This window comes from Chitinibacter fontanus (assembly GCF_013423785.1).
In the GTDB taxonomy this organism is placed as follows: domain Bacteria; phylum Pseudomonadota; class Gammaproteobacteria; order Burkholderiales; family Chitinibacteraceae; genus Chitinibacter; species Chitinibacter fontanus.
Map to the genome: position 1 here is coordinate 3,603,969 of NZ_CP058952.1, position 16,460 is coordinate 3,620,428.

A 16,460-nucleotide genomic window follows, 5' to 3' on the forward strand; every position below is an offset into this window, starting at 1 on the left:
CTGGGTTATAATCGCCAGATTGTTTGCTTTCATTTGGCGTATTCATGACTTCTACCAGCCCTCGTAAAATCCTCGTAACTTCTGCCCTGCCTTACGCCAATGGTGCGATCCACATCGGCCATTTGGTGGAATACATCCAAACCGATATTTGGGTGCGTTTTCAAAAGCTACGCGGCCACACCTGTCACTATGTGTGCGCTGATGACACGCATGGCACACCGATTATGTTACGTGCAGAAAAAGAAGGGATTACGCCAGAGGCTTTAATTGCCCGTGTGCACGGCGAACACTCGCGTGATTTTGCGGGCTTTCATGTCGGGTTTGATAACTACTACAGCACCAATAGCGAAGAAAACCGCCAATTTGCCAGCGATATCTATAAAAAACTGCGCGCCAACGGCAAAATCGTGAGCCGCACAATTAATCAGCTATACGATCCAGCCAAAAACATGTTTTTGCCTGATCGTTTTGTGAAAGGCGAGTGCCCGAAATGTAACGCCAAAGATCAATACGGCGATAACTGTGAAGTTTGTGGCGCAACCTACAGCCCAACTGAGCTGAAAAACCCGTACTCGGCCGTATCGGGCGCCACACCAGAGATGCGCGAATCAGAGCACTACTTCTTTAAACTAGGTGAGTGCGAAGACTTCTTGAAAGGCTGGACCAATACGCCGGGCAAATTGCAGGCGGAAGCTGCCAATAAAATGCAGGAATGGTTCGAGTCGGGTCTGTCCGACTGGGATATTTCGCGTGATGCGCCTTATTTCGGCTTTGAAATTCCTGATGCGCCGGGCAAGTATTTCTACGTGTGGCTCGACGCGCCAGTCGGCTATATGGCCAGCCACAAAAACCTGTGCGACCGTCTGGGCATCGATTTTGATGAGTACTGGAAAAAGGATTCAACTGCCGAGCTGTATCATTTCATCGGCAAAGATATTCTGTATTTCCACGCGCTATTCTGGCCCGCGATGCTGGAATTTGCCGGCTACCGCACGCCAACGGCGATCAACACGCATGGTTTCTTGACCGTTGACGGCGCGAAGATGAGTAAATCGCGCGGCACTTTTATTACCGCCGAATCGTATCTGAATCACCTCAATCCAGAATGGTTGCGTTATTACTTTGCCGCCAAATTGTCGAATACCTTTGAAGACATCGACCTGAACCTCGAAGACTTCACCGCGCGCGTCAATAGCGACTTGATCGGCAAATACATCAATATCGCCAGCCGTGCAGCAGGCTTTATCACCAAGCGTTTTGAAGGCAAATTAGCCGCTGATTTATCGGGTGATCAGTTACTCGTTAAATTGCAGGCTGCATCAGAAACAATCGCGGCGCACTTTGAAGCGCGCGAATACAGCCGCGCGATTCGTGAAATCATGGCTTTGACCGACGAAGTGAATCAATTTGTCGATCAGAACAAACCATGGGAAATGGCCAAGCAAGAAGGTCGTGAAGCCGAGCTCCAACGCGTATGCTCAATTTTGATCAACGCCTTCCGCTTGCTTACAATTTACCTCAAGCCAGTGTTGCCAAAACTAGCAACCGACGTTGAAGCTTTCCTGAATGTAGCGCCTTTGCAATGGTCGGACGCGCAAAACTTGCTGCTTGATCACACGATTAATGCCTACAACCATTTGATGGTGCGCATTGATCCGAAAAACATCGAAGCCATGGTCGAAGAGAACAAACAATCGCTCGCCCCGGTGGAAGCACCAGTAGCGGAAAAAGCTGCGCCAAGCTTTGAGATCGCACCGATTGCTGAAACTTGCAGCATCGATGACTTCATGAAAGTTGATTTGCGCATTGCGCGCATTGCCAACGCCCAGCATGTTGAAGGTGCCGAGAAGCTGCTACAGCTGACGCTGGATATTGGTAACGAAACCCGAAATGTATTTGCCGGCATCAAATCAGCCTACAAACCTGAAGATCTGATCGGCAAGCACACCGTGATGGTGGCGAACCTCGCACCGCGTAAGATGAAGTTTGGCATGTCTGAAGGCATGGTGCTGGCAGCGGGCGGTGATGGCGGCTTGTATATTCTTGAACCACACGACGGCGCTAAGCCAGGCATGCGAGTGAAGTAAACTCGGTTCGCACCATAAAAAACGGCAGATTTTATTCTGCCGTTTTTTATTGCTGACATTTTTTCCTACAATGAAAACTCCAATCCCAACGCAAGGAGAACCGCAATGGCAACGATGGCAAACCTGTTTTTTGTCTCAGGTGTGGTGCAAGGCGTTGGCTTTCGCTGGGCAACCTGCCAATTGGCTGAAGAGCTCAATCTTGCGGGCTATGTGCGCAATCGCCTCGATGGTCGGGTTGAAGTGTGGGCCGAAGGCGATTCGGCCGATTTGGCGGAGTTGGCGCACTGGCTAGAAACCGGCCCGGATGGCGCGCACGTTGATACGGTGAGCAAACAGAAAGTCGAATTTAAAGGCTACAACGGCTTTCATGAAATGATGACTATCTAGGGTATATTACTGCAGATATTACCCAAAATAGCCTTCAAGAAAATACACCCACTTCGTATTACGCAAACTGCGCCGCCATCCAAGCCAAATATTTTTCACTATCAGCATCGCCAGCGGACGGAGCCCAACTAGCCAGCTCTTCGGGCGCCACCGGAATATACGGCCCCGCTTTCGCTTCAAAAAACACACAGGGCGTCAAAGCAACAACGGCATGAAAGGTTTTTGGCTCGATATTGATACCAAACACCTCGCCACCCGCCTTGAGATGATGCTTGGCAACGACCGAACCGACCTCATCAAAAATCAATACGCCGAGTTCACCCGCCAACATAATCATGGTCTCGGCTTTGTTTTCATTCATATGCCGATGCGGATGCACATAGGTACCCGGCTGCAAAGCATTTGCCAAACGATGGCATAGCGCATCATCTGCTGGATGAAAGTTACGATTTTTGCGCAGACGTGGGCTCGCGGCGGCCTCACTGAGCAAATCGGTAATTAAGGTTTGATCTAGCAAGCTATGTTGGTCCATGAATACATCCTGAGCAGAAATGGTCGACGCCATTAAACCACGAAGCGCACCAAACATCAGCAGCAAGGGCAATCAAGCAGCAGCGACAATCAAGCAGCAGCACAGGTATAATCGCAACCTCGAATATTTACGCCGATAAGCATTGCCATGACGCTGCCAGATCCTCGCCTCTACCCTCGTGTAAACCCACAAAATCCAGTGATTCGCCAACTGATGTCGCTGATGACCGAACGTGATGCAGCGCAAGTGGCAGTCAAACGCCAAGGCCTGCGCCAGCTAATCGGCGAATTACTCGCCGCGCGCGATCACTATGGCTTAAACGGCGCGATTACCCAAGTGCCATCCCAAGAAGCATGGTTTGAGCTCTGGCAATGCATTCGCGATGAAGTTGAGCAATCGACCTCAAAACAATTCGCCATTCCATTTGCGATTCCACTGGTCCTGGTGGCCGGTTTTAAAGGTGAAACCAGCCTACCGAGTGAAATTGATGGCGCACAAGCGCTAGCAATTTTGCGTGAGCACGGTGTGGTCGCTGCCGATGCGGACGCTTTCTTGTCTGGCGCTTTGCTCGCCCCCGATCTGGTTGCCGCGATTAACCCAGCGCAAATTGCCGAATGGCGTGAATCTATCACCGAGGCAGCGCGCTTCCCGATTGATTCGGCCGGTAGTGCGATTGCGATTAAAGATGAAGTGGTTGCGCTGCGTTACCTGATCGGCGTGGCCATCCAGCACCAAGATGCTGCACCAGCGATTAAACTGGGCGGCCAAGTCGGCGCGTGGGGCATGCCTTTGGCGCAATTGATTAGCGACACCCTCAAAACTAATGGCGTGACTTTATTTCCAATTCCACGCGCGCCAATGAGCTGGTTGGCAGCACAAGACGCCGGCCGAGTTTGCCAACTGGAAACGCGTTTGCAAGTGATGACTAGCAATGCACTGCGCAGCATTCGCACCAACGGGCGCACGCCAGTGGTGACGGTTGCGGCGCATGAAAATGCCGAAATTCGCATCACCTTTAGCAGCCAGGAAGACCCAGAGCGCTGGGAAGGCTATGTATGGCCACTCGCGGCCAACGATCAAGTGGCCTATATCGAACAATACGTCGCTGAGCTGATGCGCGAATGCCGTGTTGAAGTGGTCAAAATGATCGGCAATGTACAACCGGTGCTCGATACCGATGGCTTGCCACTATTTATCACCGCGCACAATCTGGGCTCGAGCATCGCTTGAGTCCAATAAACCCCAACCGCAGGTGAGACTCCTTTTTTTGGTACTTCGCCTGTGGTCTACCGAGGACTTGTTATGGGTTTTTATCAACATCATGTGTTTTTTTGCCTCAATCAACGCGAACCCGGCGAGCGCCAAAGCTGTAATAGCTGCGGTGCTGACGAATTATGGGCTTACGCCAAAGAGCGGGTTAAAGCACTCGGCTTAAACGGCACCGGCAAAGTACGCATCAACAAAGCGGGCTGTCTTGAGCGCTGTGAGGAAGGCCCAGTGATTGTGATTTATCCGGAAGAAACCTGGTACACCTATATCGACAAAGACGACATCGATGAAATCATCAACGAGCACCTCGTAAATGGACGCGTCGTAGAGCGCCTCAAAATTTAGTTTGAGCTTCTGCATACACACCCAATGTATTTAATCATAAAACAATACCGACATGACCTCGACGAACATACCCCGCAAAGCAGCAACTTTCGATTTAGTCCATATTGCGGGCCCCGCAGGCACACTCGAATGCCTCAAACTGGAATCGGCCTGGTCGGAAACCGTTGGCATTGCACTAGTTGCCCACCCGAACCCAACTGAGGGCGGCACCTTCAATAATAAAGTGGTGCACACGCTGGCCAAAACCTTATCGCGTCTGGGTTATGTGGTGTATTGCCCCAATTTGCGCGGTGTCGGCAAATCGGATGGCGTACATAGTCGTGGCGAACACGAGCCGGATGATATGGCAGCGGTACTGGCGTTTGCGCGCCATGAAAACCCGGCAATCATCCGCTTAACGCTGGCAGGCTTTTCATTTGGCACTCTGGTGCAAAGCCGCTTGCGCCAACGCCTAGGTGAGCACGAAGTCGAAGGGATGATTTTGGTTGGGCCCGCGGTCAGCCGCTACGAATTCCCCACCGTTCCCGCCGACACATTGGTGATTCATGGCGAGGAAGACGAAGTGATTAGCCTAGGCGCAGTGCTGGATTGGGCCAGACCCCAGCAATTACCGGTGCTGGTGGTACCTGGCGTGGGGCACTTTTTTCATGGGCGCCTCACCCAACTCGCTCAGCTCATCGACAAAGCCTGGCGTTTTTAACTGATGCCCGCGCTGTATACCGATACTTGGCTCCAGCTCGGTTGGCTGCTGATGGGTTTTGGTGTAATCGAATCGGCGCGGCGCGAACCTTGGCAACAATCGCCTGCAAATCACATTACGAGTTGGCTAGCTTCCAGCGTGGTCATCTTGCTACTTTGGCAACTCAAAGCTCAGGTGCAAGCAGGCATTGCCTTTCATATCCTCGGCAGCAGCGCTCTGTGCTTGATCGCAGGTCGGCGGCGCGCACTGATTAGTATTTCGGCCATATTAATCATTCAAGCCTTAAGCGCAAAATTAGACTGGCAAAGTATTGGGCTGATCTGGTTACTAAAGGGTGCACTTCCGATTTTCATAACTAGCGCCTTACTGAGCTGGGCACAACAACGACTCCCGCTCAATTATTTTGTGTATATTTTTTTCAATTGCTTTTGCGCTGCGGCCCTGAGCATGTGGAGCTATGGGCTGCTGCATTGCTTGATTTTGGCTGCTTCAGGCGCCTATGAATGGCCTTTTCTATTTGAAGAGGTATTGCCCTACTATTTTCTGATGGGTTGGCCAGAGGCATTTATCACAGGCTTAAACCTAACAATTTTGGTAGTCTGGCAACCCCAATGGGTATGCAGTTTTGACGATATAAAATACCTGCAAAAACGTGATTAACTGCTAAATTGAAAGCCTAATCAGCAATCAATTTAGCCATGCGCCGAATTCGTAACCACCTGAATCTGATCTCTGTTCTGATCCTGACTGCCGCTTTGACGATCTCAGGGGCTATTTCCTATTTTCACACCCAACAACGGCTCGAAAGTGAACTACTCGACTACCAAAACCGCATGAAACTGCGGATGGAAACCGTAGTACCCGGCGTGTTGTGGAATTTTGACGATATACAGCTAGCACGGATTCTAGACTCCGAAATGAGCTATCCCGGCATAACGGGCATTGAGATTTACAACGGTGATGCATTCCTAGATGGCAGAAAACGCACCGATGATGGTGAAATCGTCAAACTAAATAAAGCCGAGCTAGGTAACAGCGCCAGCAAGTTCCCGCTCAACTATTCAGGCGCAGAAAATCCTAAAACCCTTGGTCAGGTGCATTTTGTCACCAATCGCAGCTTAATTTTGCAGCAGCTACGCGAACAAGTCATAGAAAAAATCATCGAGATCCTCATTCTCGATTTGCTGGTCGTGTTTGCGCTTTCGCGCTCACTGCAGCAAATTGTGATCCGACCCCTCGCTCTACTCAGAGACCGACTAAATCAAATTGCAGAACGTGATGGCAGCTATAAGGATATTGACCTGCCACGCAATCCCTATCAGGAAATCGATGAGGTGTCAGTTGGCTACAATCGAATTGCGCATCGCTTGCAAGATGACGTGACCAACCTATCTCGCACCGAAGCGGCTATGCGGCAAGCCAAAGAAGATGCTGAAAGCGCATTACTACAATTAAAAGAAGCGCAAAAAAACTTGGTGCAATCAGAGAAAATGGCCTCTTTAGGTAGCCTCGTAGCTGGGATTGCACATGAAATCAATACGCCTGTCGGGGTTATCCTCACCAGCGCCTCAGTCTTGCATGATGAATCGATTAAATTCCATCAAATGGTTGAAGGTGGCCAGATTAAAAAATCAGAGGTCATCAGCTATAGCGATACTGCCGAACAATCTTCAGCCTTGATACTGAGCAATGCTGCACGCGCGGCAGACCTGATTCAGAGCTTTAAACGAGTTGCGGTCGATCAAACATCCGAAGTGCGTCGCGATTTTGAACTGCACGCCTATCTTAATGAAATTATGACTAGCTTGCGCCCGCTGATTAAACACATGCCAGTGAGTATTCAAATCGAATGTACCGAACACATCAAAATGGATAGCTTTCCCGGTGCATTCTCACAAATTTTGACTAATTTGCTCAACAATGCCCTGCTTCACGCGTTTCATCGCCAGGAAGACCAACTGGCAGAAGAACATAATCTAATCACCATCTCGGCTTACAGCGATCAAGAATGGGTAATGCTGAATTTTGCGGATAATGGCGTTGGCATTCCAGCGGCCATCGTCGATAAAATTTTCGACCCATTTTTCACTACTAAACGAGCCAATGGTGGCAGCGGGCTTGGCTTAAACATTGTATTTAACCTAGTGACGCAAACCTTGGGCGGCTCTATAAAAGTGTTTTCGGAGGAAGGCAAAGGCACGCGATTTGAGATGAAAATCCCCAGCCACATTCAACATTAATCCACTCGCCGGTGAGCCTTGCATCAATTCAACCCTAGTGTGACGTAGCACGGATGCTTGTTCTTGGGTATCCTTGCGACTTTTATACCGAGCACCATCATGTCTGACATCGTCGCCGCCACCCCCAAAGCGTTACTGGCTTATTGCCGCCCCGGTTTTGAACCAGACTGCGCTGAAGAAATTGCGGACCATGCAATGTGCGATGGCGAGTTTGAGCGTGGCGATGGCTGGATACTCTTCACACCACACGAGAAAAATGTTTCCGCACTCAATAGTTTGGTCAATAAGCAATTAATTTTCCCCCGCCAAACTCTACTGGTGCATGATCGTTTGACCTTGGTTGGCAAAGATCGCCTCACACCCATCGTTACCTCACTCAAAGTCATCAACACGGCGTTTAGCGATGTATGGCTCGAATATCCAGACACCAACGAAGGCAAATCTTTATCTAGTTTTTGCCGCAAATTTGGTGATTACGTTGCTAAAGCGGCAGCAGAAAATGAGTGGCTGCAACCACAACGAGTGCGCAATCGTCTGCATTTGTTTTTTCCGCAACAAAATGAAGTCTTTATTGCCTCACGCCCAGCCCGCGATACCGATTGGGTCAATGGCATTCCGCGCTTACGCATGCCAGTCGATGCGCCTAGCCGCTCGACGCTAAAACTACTAGAGGCCATCTTGGTGCTGGTGGACAAGCCAGAAAGCAAGCTACGCGAAGGCATGAGTGCAGTTGATTTGGGCGCAGCGCCAGGCGGCTGGACTTATCAATTGGTCAGCCGAGGTCTCAAAGTGTTTGCCATTGATAATGGCCCCATGAAAGGCAGTATGGATGGGCACCACCAAGTTAAACATATTCGTGATGATGGCTTTAAGTTCAAACCGAAAAATCCGGTTGAGTGGCTGGTCTGCGATATGGTCGAGCAGCCGATTCGGGTAGCCGAATTAATTGCCAAATGGTTTTCTGCCGGCAATGCTCGCCGCTCGATTTTTAACTTGAAATTGCCAATGAAAAAGCGCTATCTCGAAGTGAACAAATGCTTTGCCTTAATTGAGGCCAAATTAGAAAAAGCCGGTATCCCGTGTAAAATCACCGCCAAACATCTTTATCATGATCGTGAAGAGATTACGGTGTACTTGACCGTTGCGAAAGACTAATTAACAATCGCTGCAAATTATTCAATTAGACTATCGGAGTGAGTATGTTTAAAGAGTTTCGCGAATTTGCCATGCGTGGCAATGTAATTGATTTAGCGGTAGGTGTAGTGATTGGCGCGGCATTTGGCAAAATTGTCGATTCTTTGGTTAAAGACGTCATCATGCCACCACTAGGCTTTTTGATTGGTAAGGTTGATTTTGCCAATATGTTTATCACTCTAGCTGACGGCAGCAAGGTAGCAGGTCCATACGAGACATTAAAAGCCGCGCAAGATGCTGGCGCAGTTACTATGAATATTGGCTTATTCATCAATAGCATGATTAGCTTCGTGATCGTAGCCTTTGCAATTTTCATGGTTGTAAAAGTAATGAATAAACTCAAACGTGAGGAAGCACCGGCCCCAGCGGCGGAAGCTGTCACACCCGAAGATATTGTGTTGCTACGTGAAATCCGTGACGCCTTGAAAAAATAATTCGCGAAAATTTACGCCACAAAAAACCGCAGCATGATCGCTGCGGTTTTTTATTAGACAAGGGTATATCGCTAGATCAACGCTCTAAACAGAGTGCTACACCCATACCCCCACCAATGCACAGGGTAGCTAAGCCTTTCTTCGCATCACGGCGCACCATTTCGTGCAACAAAGTTACCAAGACACGGCAGCCTGAGGCACCAATAGGATGGCCTAGTGCGATCGCACCACCATTGACATTCACTTTATTCAGATCCCATTTCAATTCGCGTGCAACACCCAAAGCTTGTGCGGCAAAAGCTTCATTTGCCTCAATGAGATCTAGCTGATCAATGGTCCAACCTGCGCGAGCCAAGGCCTTTTGGGTTGCCGCCACAGGGCCCATCCCCATGATGGTTGGGTCAACACCCGTGCTTGCAGCAGACTTCACGGACGCCAATACGGTCAAACCTAACTCTTTAGCTTTTTCACGACTCATTAACAGCACTGCTGCCGCACCATCATTAATGCCCGACGCATTACCTGCGGTTACCGTGCCTTCTTTGTCGAATGCAGGGCGCAGTTTAGCCAATGAATCCGCTGTAGTGCTCGGCTTGATAAATTCATCTTGCGCAAAGACTACCGGATCACCCTTTTTCTGTGGGATCACGACTGGAATTATTTCATCCGCAAAGCGCCCAGCAGCTTGAGCCGCGGCCGCTTTTTGCTGCGATGCCAGAGCTAGCGCATCTTGCTCTTCGCGGCTAATGCTGTATTTTTTAGCAATATTTTCAGCAGTGACACCCATGTGGTAATTGTTGTATACGTCGGTCAGGCCGTCGTAAACCATACTATCGATCAGACTAGCATTGCCCATCCGGAACCCATCACGGCTGCCATTGAGCAAATGAGGGCTGGCTGACATATTTTCTTGGCCACCTGCAATTACAATCTCGGCATCGCCTGCCTGAATTGCCTGCACCCCAAGTGCAACTGCTTTAAGCCCTGAACCACACACCTGATTGATGGTCAGCCCAGGCACTGCATCAGGCAACCCAGCGCGACGCACTGCTTGGCGAGCAGGATTCTGACCCAAGCCCGCAGTGAGTACATTGCCAAGGATTACTTCGGAAACTTGCTCTGGTTTTACCCCCGTCTTTTCCAACAGAGCGCGAATCACGGTCGCCCCCAATTCCGGAGCGGCCACCTTGGCCAGTGCACCTGAAAAATTACCTAAAGCTGTGCGTCCTGCGGCAACAATAACCACTTCAGTCATAAATATCCCCACGTAGAAAAAGCAAACAAATATTATTTGTAAGTAATTAGTGCTAAAAAAAGCAAGGCGAGACCTTGCTCATTTGTGATACATCAACTTCAAACCACTTTGGCCTTCACATACCGCCCTGGAGCAGCTTCAATTGGCTTGAACTTGGTATTGCCAGCCTTTTTCGGAGCTGCCACTTGCGCGCCTGAATGAGGTACCAGCCAAATCGACCAATCTTGCCACCAGCTTCCTGGGCGAGACTCTGCTGAGTTAAACCAATCTTCAGCCCCCAACGCCACGTTGTCATTTACCCAATAGTTACGTTTATTGGTTGATACAGGATTGATCGCCCCAGCAATATGCCCAGATGCACCTAATACAAAACGCAGTGGCCCTTTGAAAATTTTTGTGGTGGCATACGCTGATTGCCACGGCACAATATGATCTTCACGGGCGGCAAAAATATATGTCGGTACATTAATCGTAGTTAAGTCAATGGGTACGCCACAAAGACTGAATGAATTGGGTTTAACTAAGTTATTTTCCAAATACATATTGCGCAAGAAGAAGGTATGCATTGGCAAGGCAAGATTTGCAGAATCATTGTTCCAGTAAAGCAAATCAAATGGCGCTGGGTTTTTACCTTTGAGGTAGTTATTAACCACATAATTCCAAATTAAATCATTGGCGCGTAAAGCAGAAAAAGTGCGTGCCAATTCTTTGCCACCAATCACACCTTGGGCCTGCGCTTCACGTTGACGTACCAAATTCCAATCGATGAAATGCTTAATTTCACCCGGATCAGTATGGTCGAGCATTACCGTCATTAATGTTACTGATTCAAACCAATCCAAACCTCTGGCTTTCATCACTGGCATCGCGGTAGAAACTAACTCCCCACCGATGCAAAACGACAGAACATTAATTTTTTCCGCTTTTGCAATTTCACGTACCACTTCAGCCGCTTTGATTACTCCGGATTCAATGTAATCATCCCAACGCAAATCGGCCTGATGCGGCTCAATTGATTTCCACGACACCAAGAAAGTAGTAAAGCCTTGGCTGACGATATAGCCCATCATTGAGTTCGCAGGCTGTAAATCCATAATGTAGTATTTGTTTACACATGGTGGTACTACAAGCAATGGACGGCTATACACCTGGGGGGTAGTTGGCGTGTACTGAATAAGCTGGAATAGGTCATTTTCGAAAATAACCTCACCTGGGGTAATTGCAAGATTTTTACCCACTTCAAACTGACTTTCATCAGTCATCGTGATCGAACCTTTTTGCATGTCGGCCAGTAATTGCTTCATGCCTTCTTGCAAACTTTCCCCTTTGGTTTCTAGAGCGAGTTTCATTACCTCAGGGTTAGTAAAGGCAAAATTACTCGGGCTCATTGCATCAATGTATTGCCGAGTAAAAAATGACATTTTTTCACGGGTTGCCTCGTCATAATTGGGGGAGTTAATTTGATCGAGTAACCATTTAGATGTAAGCAAATAATTTTGCCGGATATAGTCAAAAATCGGCGCATCCCATTCTGGCGCATTAAAGCGCCGGTCGCCTTTTTCAGGCTCGGCGACCTTCACTCCTGGCTTTGCACCAATCAAACCTAACCACAAATCCATTTGCTGCTGATAGAACGCAGCATGAGCACTGAACACTTCAGGTTGAGACTGTTGTATTTTATGCAACATTTCGTGCATCACCGACAAAGGTTGGCTCGGCTCAGTCGTAGGCAGTATTTTTGCCCATTGTTCGGTCCACTGACGGTTGGCCTGAGTTAACTGCTCGAAAAAAGCTTGCATAGCTGGTTGATTCAGCACAATTTTGCTCCGTTAGACTAGGGTTTTCCCGAATAATCACCACAATACAATTGCTGCAGTGCAATGTAAATAATCCCAACGATTGATGCAAGCAAAAGCTAGTTTAATGTCATTTATTAGCAAAAAAATACTAGTTATTGATTAACAATGACTTTTTGTTGCTCTTTGCGTAAAATCAGCAATAACTAACATAGCAACATGCCGTTTTATTTGAAGGGGTTTCCTATGACCAAGTTTTTAAGCCCATTGTGCGCATTGTTTACATGCGTAGCACTCGCGGCAGCCCCAGCCTTTGCCGAAAAAAATAACTCAGAAAAATCAAAGGCCGTTACCAAAAAACCAGCAACAACCATCACAGTTCGCAACACCAAAAAAAATACATCGAAGCAAGCAAACAAGACCCGCAGCAACAAAAACAATACGAAAGTTGCGAGCAAAAGCAAAAAAAGCACCGACATCAAACAACAAGCAATTGCTAGTGCGCGGCGCGATGTTCAGGTCTCTCGCGTCAATGCAAGCCCCATCAATTTAGCCAGCCCCGGCGTTCAATCTGCGGCAGTAATGATTTTGAATCAGCAAACGGGCGAAGTAATGTACGAGCGTAATGCGGATAATGTAGTACCCATTGCCTCAATCACAAAGCTGATGACCGCTATGGTGGTGCTAGATGCCAAGCTGCCACTCAATGAACTCATCACCATTACCCATGAAGATGTCGACAATCTAAAAAATACCAGCTCACGGCTAGCTGTTGGCACCACGCTAACACGTGGTGAGATGTTGTTATTGGCACTCATGTCTTCTGAAAATCGTGCGGCTTCAGCACTCAGCCATTACTACCCAGGTGGGCGCTCTGCATTTATTCGCAAGATGAATGAAAAAGCGCTGCAATTAGGCATGGTCAATAGTCACTTTTTCGACTCAACTGGCCTAACCCCACAAAATGTGGCAACTCCACGTGACCTGTCACTGATGGTTAAGGCCGCGCAGCGCTACCCTGAAATTCACCAATTCACCACCTCAAGTGAATACAGCTTTGTATCCAACTTAACCGGCAATGTAATGGCCTATCGCAACACTAACCCACTAGTGAAAGACCCAGATTGGAACATTGGCGTGTCCAAAACGGGGTTTATTAACGAGGCGGGGCGTTGTATTGTGATGCAAGCAACCATCAATAATATGCCTGTAGTCATGGTGCTAATGGACTCAAATGGCAAACAAACACGCATTGGTGATGCACAACGCGTTCGTCGCTGGATCGAGGAAACGCGCAGCAACACCTATCGCGCAGGCTAAGCAGCGTTTATAGCCAGCCAATTAAAAATGCCCGAATTAAATTCGGGCTTTTTTGTTTTCTACTTAATCCTTATTCAGCGGACAGGTATTAAGACCAACTATTTTATACAAGGGACAAAAGCGAATTAAGCCAGTCAGCAAGGGGACAATACCAAACAAACCCCACCAGCCAATTGCCCCCAACGCAGTCAGCACCAATAACAGCAGACCCACTGCAATTCGCGCCACACGATCTACACCCCCAACGTTATTCATCACACACCTCCTAGCGGCAGCAAACCGCTCAAATGAATTGCATTAACCACGCTTTGAATTGCCCAGCGGACATCGCACCGGAGACTCGCTCCAGCTCCGCGTTACCCTCAATAACGAGTAGCGTTGGAATACTTCGCACTCGAAACTGTTGTCCCATCTCAGGCTCGGCCTCGGTATCAACCTTCACAAACAACATCTTGCCAGCCATATCTTTGGCAGCGGCAGCAAAAGTCGGCCCAAACTGCTGGCAAGGGCCACACCACGGAGCCCAAAAATCAATAACGACGGGCAATTTTGAATGCTTGAGAAGTTGCGGCAAACTATCTTTAGTTGCCGCAAGCGGCGCACCTGTAAGCAAAGGAGCATGGCAAGCCCCGCAATTAGGCGCATCATTGATACGCGCAGGGTCTAAACGGTTTTGCGCATGGCAATGTGGGCACTCGATTTGTATTGTCATTTTGTTTCTCACAAAGTATTGAGCGGTAACTTCAAATATTGTCGGCCATCGGCCTCGGCTGGCGGCAGATGCCCGGCGCGAACGTTAATTTGAATGGCAGGCATAATTAGTACGGGCATAGCTAGGGTGGCATCACGCGCCTCACGCAACGCAATAAAATCCGCCCTACTTACCATTTCGTTTAAATGGATATTGTTTTTTTTCTGCTCGGCCAACGTCGACTCCCAAGCAGGCTCGGAGCGCGTTGGCGGCTGATAATCATGGCAAGCGAAGGTGCGTGTTGTTTCCGGTAAAGTGTAAATTTTCTGCACTGAATCATACAAAGCCGCCGCACTACCGCCCGGAAAATCACAGCGCGCCGACCCTACATCGGGCATAAACAATGTATCACCCAAAAATAGCGCATCACCAATAAGGTACGCAACATCAGCAGGTGTATGCCCCGGCACGGCAATAATTTGCACAATAAGGCGCCCTACCACCAAGCTTTGGCCATCTGCAAGTAAGGCATCAAATTGGCTTCCATCAGTAGCAAATTCAGGCTCCATACCAAATATGGGCTTAAAGATTTTTTGTACGCGCTCGATACCCCGGCCAATGGCTATTTTCCCGCCCAGCTGATCACGTAACCAAACCGCTGCCGAAAGATGATCTGCATGTGCATGGGTTTCCAAAATCCACGCCAAACTTAAATTCAGCTCCCGAACACGGGCAATCATACGATCTACATTTACCGTGCTAGTCCGCGCCGCCTTAGGGTCGTAATCCAGCACGGGATCGATGATCACTGCATCACCACCACTCTGGTCGTACACCAGATGGCTCACCGTAAATGTAGCTGGATCATAAAAGCTCTCAACTATCGGCTTGATATCACTCATGGCAGTCACCCCAATTTACATGCAATCAATTCACTTTACATTACGATATATTTATTTATATAATATGTCAAGATTAGTTGATTAAGGATTAATCACCATGACTGACCTAGAAATGCAGGCGATGCGAACATCGGCTGGGGAAGCAACCCAGCTACTAAAAAACCTCGCCAATGAAGACCGCTTGTTATTACTTTGCCAAATGGTAGATGGCGAGAAATGTGTGTCAGATTTTGAAGCGCTGCTCGATATTCGCCAACCAACGCTTTCGCAACAACTGGGTGTCTTACGTAATGCTGGGCTGGTCAACACTCGCCGCGACGGAAAACGAATTTATTACTCGTTAGCAAGCGACGAAGTGAAGCAAGTACTTTCACTGCTGTATATGTTGTATTGCCCAGTAGATTTGAGCAAAGCAAACCCGCCAAAGGAAACCGAATATGCAAATTGACCTTGCTCACTTTACCCCAATCGCATCACTTATTGGTGGCGCCATGATTGGTCTGGCCGCCGGCCTGCTTATCTTGCTAGCAGGGCGAATTGCAGGCATTGCCGGCATTATTGGCGGGCTACTGACGGGTGCTTCCGATAAAAATTGGCGGATTTTATTTATGGCTGGCCTAGTGCTGTCACCCGTCATTTGGCGTTGGTTTGCGCCTCTACCCGAGCTCAATATGGTGACCTCGCCAGTAGGATTAATCGTGGCAGGCTTATTGGTGGGTATGGGCACGCGCTATGCCAATGGCTGCACCAGTGGGCATGGCATTTGTGGCTTATCCCGCTTTTCCTTGCGCTCCCTAGTTGCGGTAGTTTCATTTATGAGTGCAGGTTTTGTAACCGTATTTGTAATCAAGCACCTCATCTAGGCCCCTCACAACAAGGAACAATAATCATGAAGATGAATCTATTTGGCCTATTCATTGGCTTGTTATTTGGTTTTGGCCTCTTGCTTGCGGGCATGGCAAACCCGGCAAAAGTTCAGGGCTTCTTAGATATTGCCGGGCTATGGGATCCGAGCCTAGCTTTTGTGATGGGTGGTGGCATTGGTGTTGCGCTCGTATTTTTTGCAAAAGCTAAAAAAACGTCCACTACCTTGCTCACGCATGAAGTAATGAAACTCCCGACTAGCACGGTAATTGATAAACGACTAATTCTGGGTAGCATCGCGTTTGGCATCGGCTGGGGTATTGGGGGTATATGCCCAGGGCCCGCTCTGGTAGCAGTTGGTAGCGGCTCACTAGGCGGGGTATTGTTCACCGCAGCAATGCTGGCAGGAATGTTTTTGTTTGAAAAGCTGGAGAACAAGTAAGC

Annotated in this window: 19 protein-coding genes; 13 read left to right on the forward strand and 6 right to left on the reverse strand. The window is 48.6% G+C overall.

The features are described from left to right. The first annotated feature begins 44 nt into the window (after positions 1–44). Positions 45–2,087, forward strand: coding sequence for a methionine--tRNA ligase (metG, locus tag HZU75_RS17080; protein ID WP_180307164.1), 2,043 nt, complete (start codon positions 45–47; stop codon positions 2,085–2,087). Between the two features lie 105 nt (positions 2,088–2,192). Next, complete coding sequence (locus tag HZU75_RS17085; protein WP_228028125.1) at positions 2,193–2,474, forward strand: acylphosphatase; 282 nt, start codon at positions 2,193–2,195, stop codon at positions 2,472–2,474. Between the two features lie 58 nt (positions 2,475–2,532). On the opposite strand, the gene HZU75_RS17090 is transcribed toward HZU75_RS17085, so the two are convergent. Beyond that, on the reverse strand, positions 2,533–3,006 hold the full coding sequence (locus HZU75_RS17090; RefSeq protein ID WP_180307165.1) for a WbuC family cupin fold metalloprotein: 474 nt from the start codon (positions 3,004–3,006) through the stop codon (positions 2,533–2,535). Positions 3,007–3,153: 147 nt separating this feature from the next. Between HZU75_RS17090 and HZU75_RS17095 the strand changes: the two genes are divergently transcribed. The 7 genes from HZU75_RS17095 (at position 3,154) to mscL (ending at position 9,188) form a co-directional block, all read left to right on the forward strand. After that, on the forward strand, positions 3,154–4,236 hold the full coding sequence (locus HZU75_RS17095) for a hypothetical protein (RefSeq protein ID WP_180307166.1): 1,083 nt from the start codon (positions 3,154–3,156) through the stop codon (positions 4,234–4,236). Between the two features lie 72 nt (positions 4,237–4,308). Further along, the gene (locus HZU75_RS17100) at positions 4,309–4,620 is read left to right on the forward strand and encodes a (2Fe-2S) ferredoxin domain-containing protein (protein WP_180307167.1); all 312 of its coding nucleotides are present in this window, start codon (positions 4,309–4,311) and stop codon (positions 4,618–4,620) included. Between the two features lie 52 nt (positions 4,621–4,672). After that, entirely contained in the window at positions 4,673–5,320 is a 648-nt protein-coding gene (locus HZU75_RS17105) for an alpha/beta hydrolase (RefSeq protein ID WP_180307168.1), read from the forward strand. 3 nt (positions 5,321–5,323) lie between these two features. After that, the gene (locus tag HZU75_RS17110) at positions 5,324–5,980 is read left to right on the forward strand and encodes an energy-coupling factor ABC transporter permease (RefSeq protein ID WP_180307169.1); all 657 of its coding nucleotides are present in this window, start codon (positions 5,324–5,326) and stop codon (positions 5,978–5,980) included. A 38-nt stretch (positions 5,981–6,018) separates the two neighbouring features. Further along, the gene (locus HZU75_RS17115; protein ID WP_180307170.1) at positions 6,019–7,560 is read left to right on the forward strand and encodes a sensor histidine kinase; all 1,542 of its coding nucleotides are present in this window, start codon (positions 6,019–6,021) and stop codon (positions 7,558–7,560) included. A 99-nt stretch (positions 7,561–7,659) separates the two neighbouring features. After that, positions 7,660–8,715, forward strand: a complete 1,056-nt coding sequence (rlmM, locus tag HZU75_RS17120; RefSeq protein WP_180307171.1) for a 23S rRNA (cytidine(2498)-2'-O)-methyltransferase RlmM — start codon at positions 7,660–7,662, stop codon at positions 8,713–8,715. Between the two features lie 38 nt (positions 8,716–8,753). Beyond that, on the forward strand, positions 8,754–9,188 hold the full coding sequence (gene mscL / locus HZU75_RS17125; RefSeq protein ID WP_308419435.1) for a large conductance mechanosensitive channel protein MscL: 435 nt from the start codon (positions 8,754–8,756) through the stop codon (positions 9,186–9,188). Between the two features lie 76 nt (positions 9,189–9,264). Here mscL and HZU75_RS17130 read toward each other — a convergent pair whose 3' ends face one another. Together HZU75_RS17130 and HZU75_RS17135 are read right to left on the reverse strand one after the other, a co-directional pair. After that, positions 9,265–10,443, reverse strand: coding sequence for an acetyl-CoA C-acetyltransferase (locus tag HZU75_RS17130; RefSeq protein WP_180307173.1), 1,179 nt, complete (start codon positions 10,441–10,443; stop codon positions 9,265–9,267). Positions 10,444–10,541: 98 nt separating this feature from the next. After that, positions 10,542–12,260, reverse strand: a complete 1,719-nt coding sequence (locus HZU75_RS17135; protein WP_228028126.1) for a PHA/PHB synthase family protein — start codon at positions 12,258–12,260, stop codon at positions 10,542–10,544. 225 nt (positions 12,261–12,485) lie between these two features. Here HZU75_RS17135 and pbpG point away from each other — a divergent pair, with 225 nt between their 5' ends. Beyond that, positions 12,486–13,559 (forward strand): D-alanyl-D-alanine endopeptidase, encoded by a 1,074-nt coding sequence (gene pbpG, locus HZU75_RS17140; RefSeq protein WP_180307174.1) that lies wholly within the window; start codon positions 12,486–12,488, stop codon positions 13,557–13,559. A gap of 63 nt (positions 13,560–13,622) precedes the next feature. Here pbpG and HZU75_RS17145 read toward each other — a convergent pair whose 3' ends face one another. Genes HZU75_RS17145 through HZU75_RS17155 form a run of 3 tightly spaced genes read right to left on the reverse strand, consistent with a single transcriptional unit; the run spans position 13,623 to position 15,152 of the window. Continuing rightward, the gene (locus HZU75_RS17145) at positions 13,623–13,814 is read right to left on the reverse strand and encodes a YgaP family membrane protein (RefSeq protein ID WP_373279623.1); all 192 of its coding nucleotides are present in this window, start codon (positions 13,812–13,814) and stop codon (positions 13,623–13,625) included. 28 nt (positions 13,815–13,842) lie between these two features. Beyond that, positions 13,843–14,271, reverse strand: coding sequence for a thioredoxin TrxC (gene trxC / locus HZU75_RS17150; protein WP_180307176.1), 429 nt, complete (start codon positions 14,269–14,271; stop codon positions 13,843–13,845). A gap of 8 nt (positions 14,272–14,279) precedes the next feature. After that, positions 14,280–15,152: an MBL fold metallo-hydrolase gene (locus HZU75_RS17155; RefSeq protein ID WP_228028127.1), complete on the reverse strand. Its 873-nt coding sequence runs from the start codon at positions 15,150–15,152 to the stop codon at positions 14,280–14,282. Positions 15,153–15,249: 97 nt separating this feature from the next. Between HZU75_RS17155 and HZU75_RS17160 the strand changes: the two genes are divergently transcribed. The 3 genes from HZU75_RS17160 to HZU75_RS17170 are packed head-to-tail and all read left to right on the forward strand — an operon-like array spanning position 15,250 to position 16,458. Next, the gene (locus HZU75_RS17160; RefSeq protein ID WP_180307177.1) at positions 15,250–15,600 is read left to right on the forward strand and encodes an ArsR/SmtB family transcription factor; all 351 of its coding nucleotides are present in this window, start codon (positions 15,250–15,252) and stop codon (positions 15,598–15,600) included. Continuing rightward, entirely contained in the window at positions 15,590–16,015 is a 426-nt protein-coding gene (locus HZU75_RS17165; RefSeq protein ID WP_180307178.1) for a YeeE/YedE family protein, read from the forward strand. Before HZU75_RS17160 ends, HZU75_RS17165 begins: the two co-directional genes overlap by 11 nt. A 26-nt stretch (positions 16,016–16,041) precedes the next feature. Continuing rightward, on the forward strand, positions 16,042–16,458 hold the full coding sequence (locus HZU75_RS17170) for a DUF6691 family protein (RefSeq protein WP_180307179.1): 417 nt from the start codon (positions 16,042–16,044) through the stop codon (positions 16,456–16,458). The last annotated feature ends 2 nt before the right edge of the window (positions 16,459–16,460 follow it).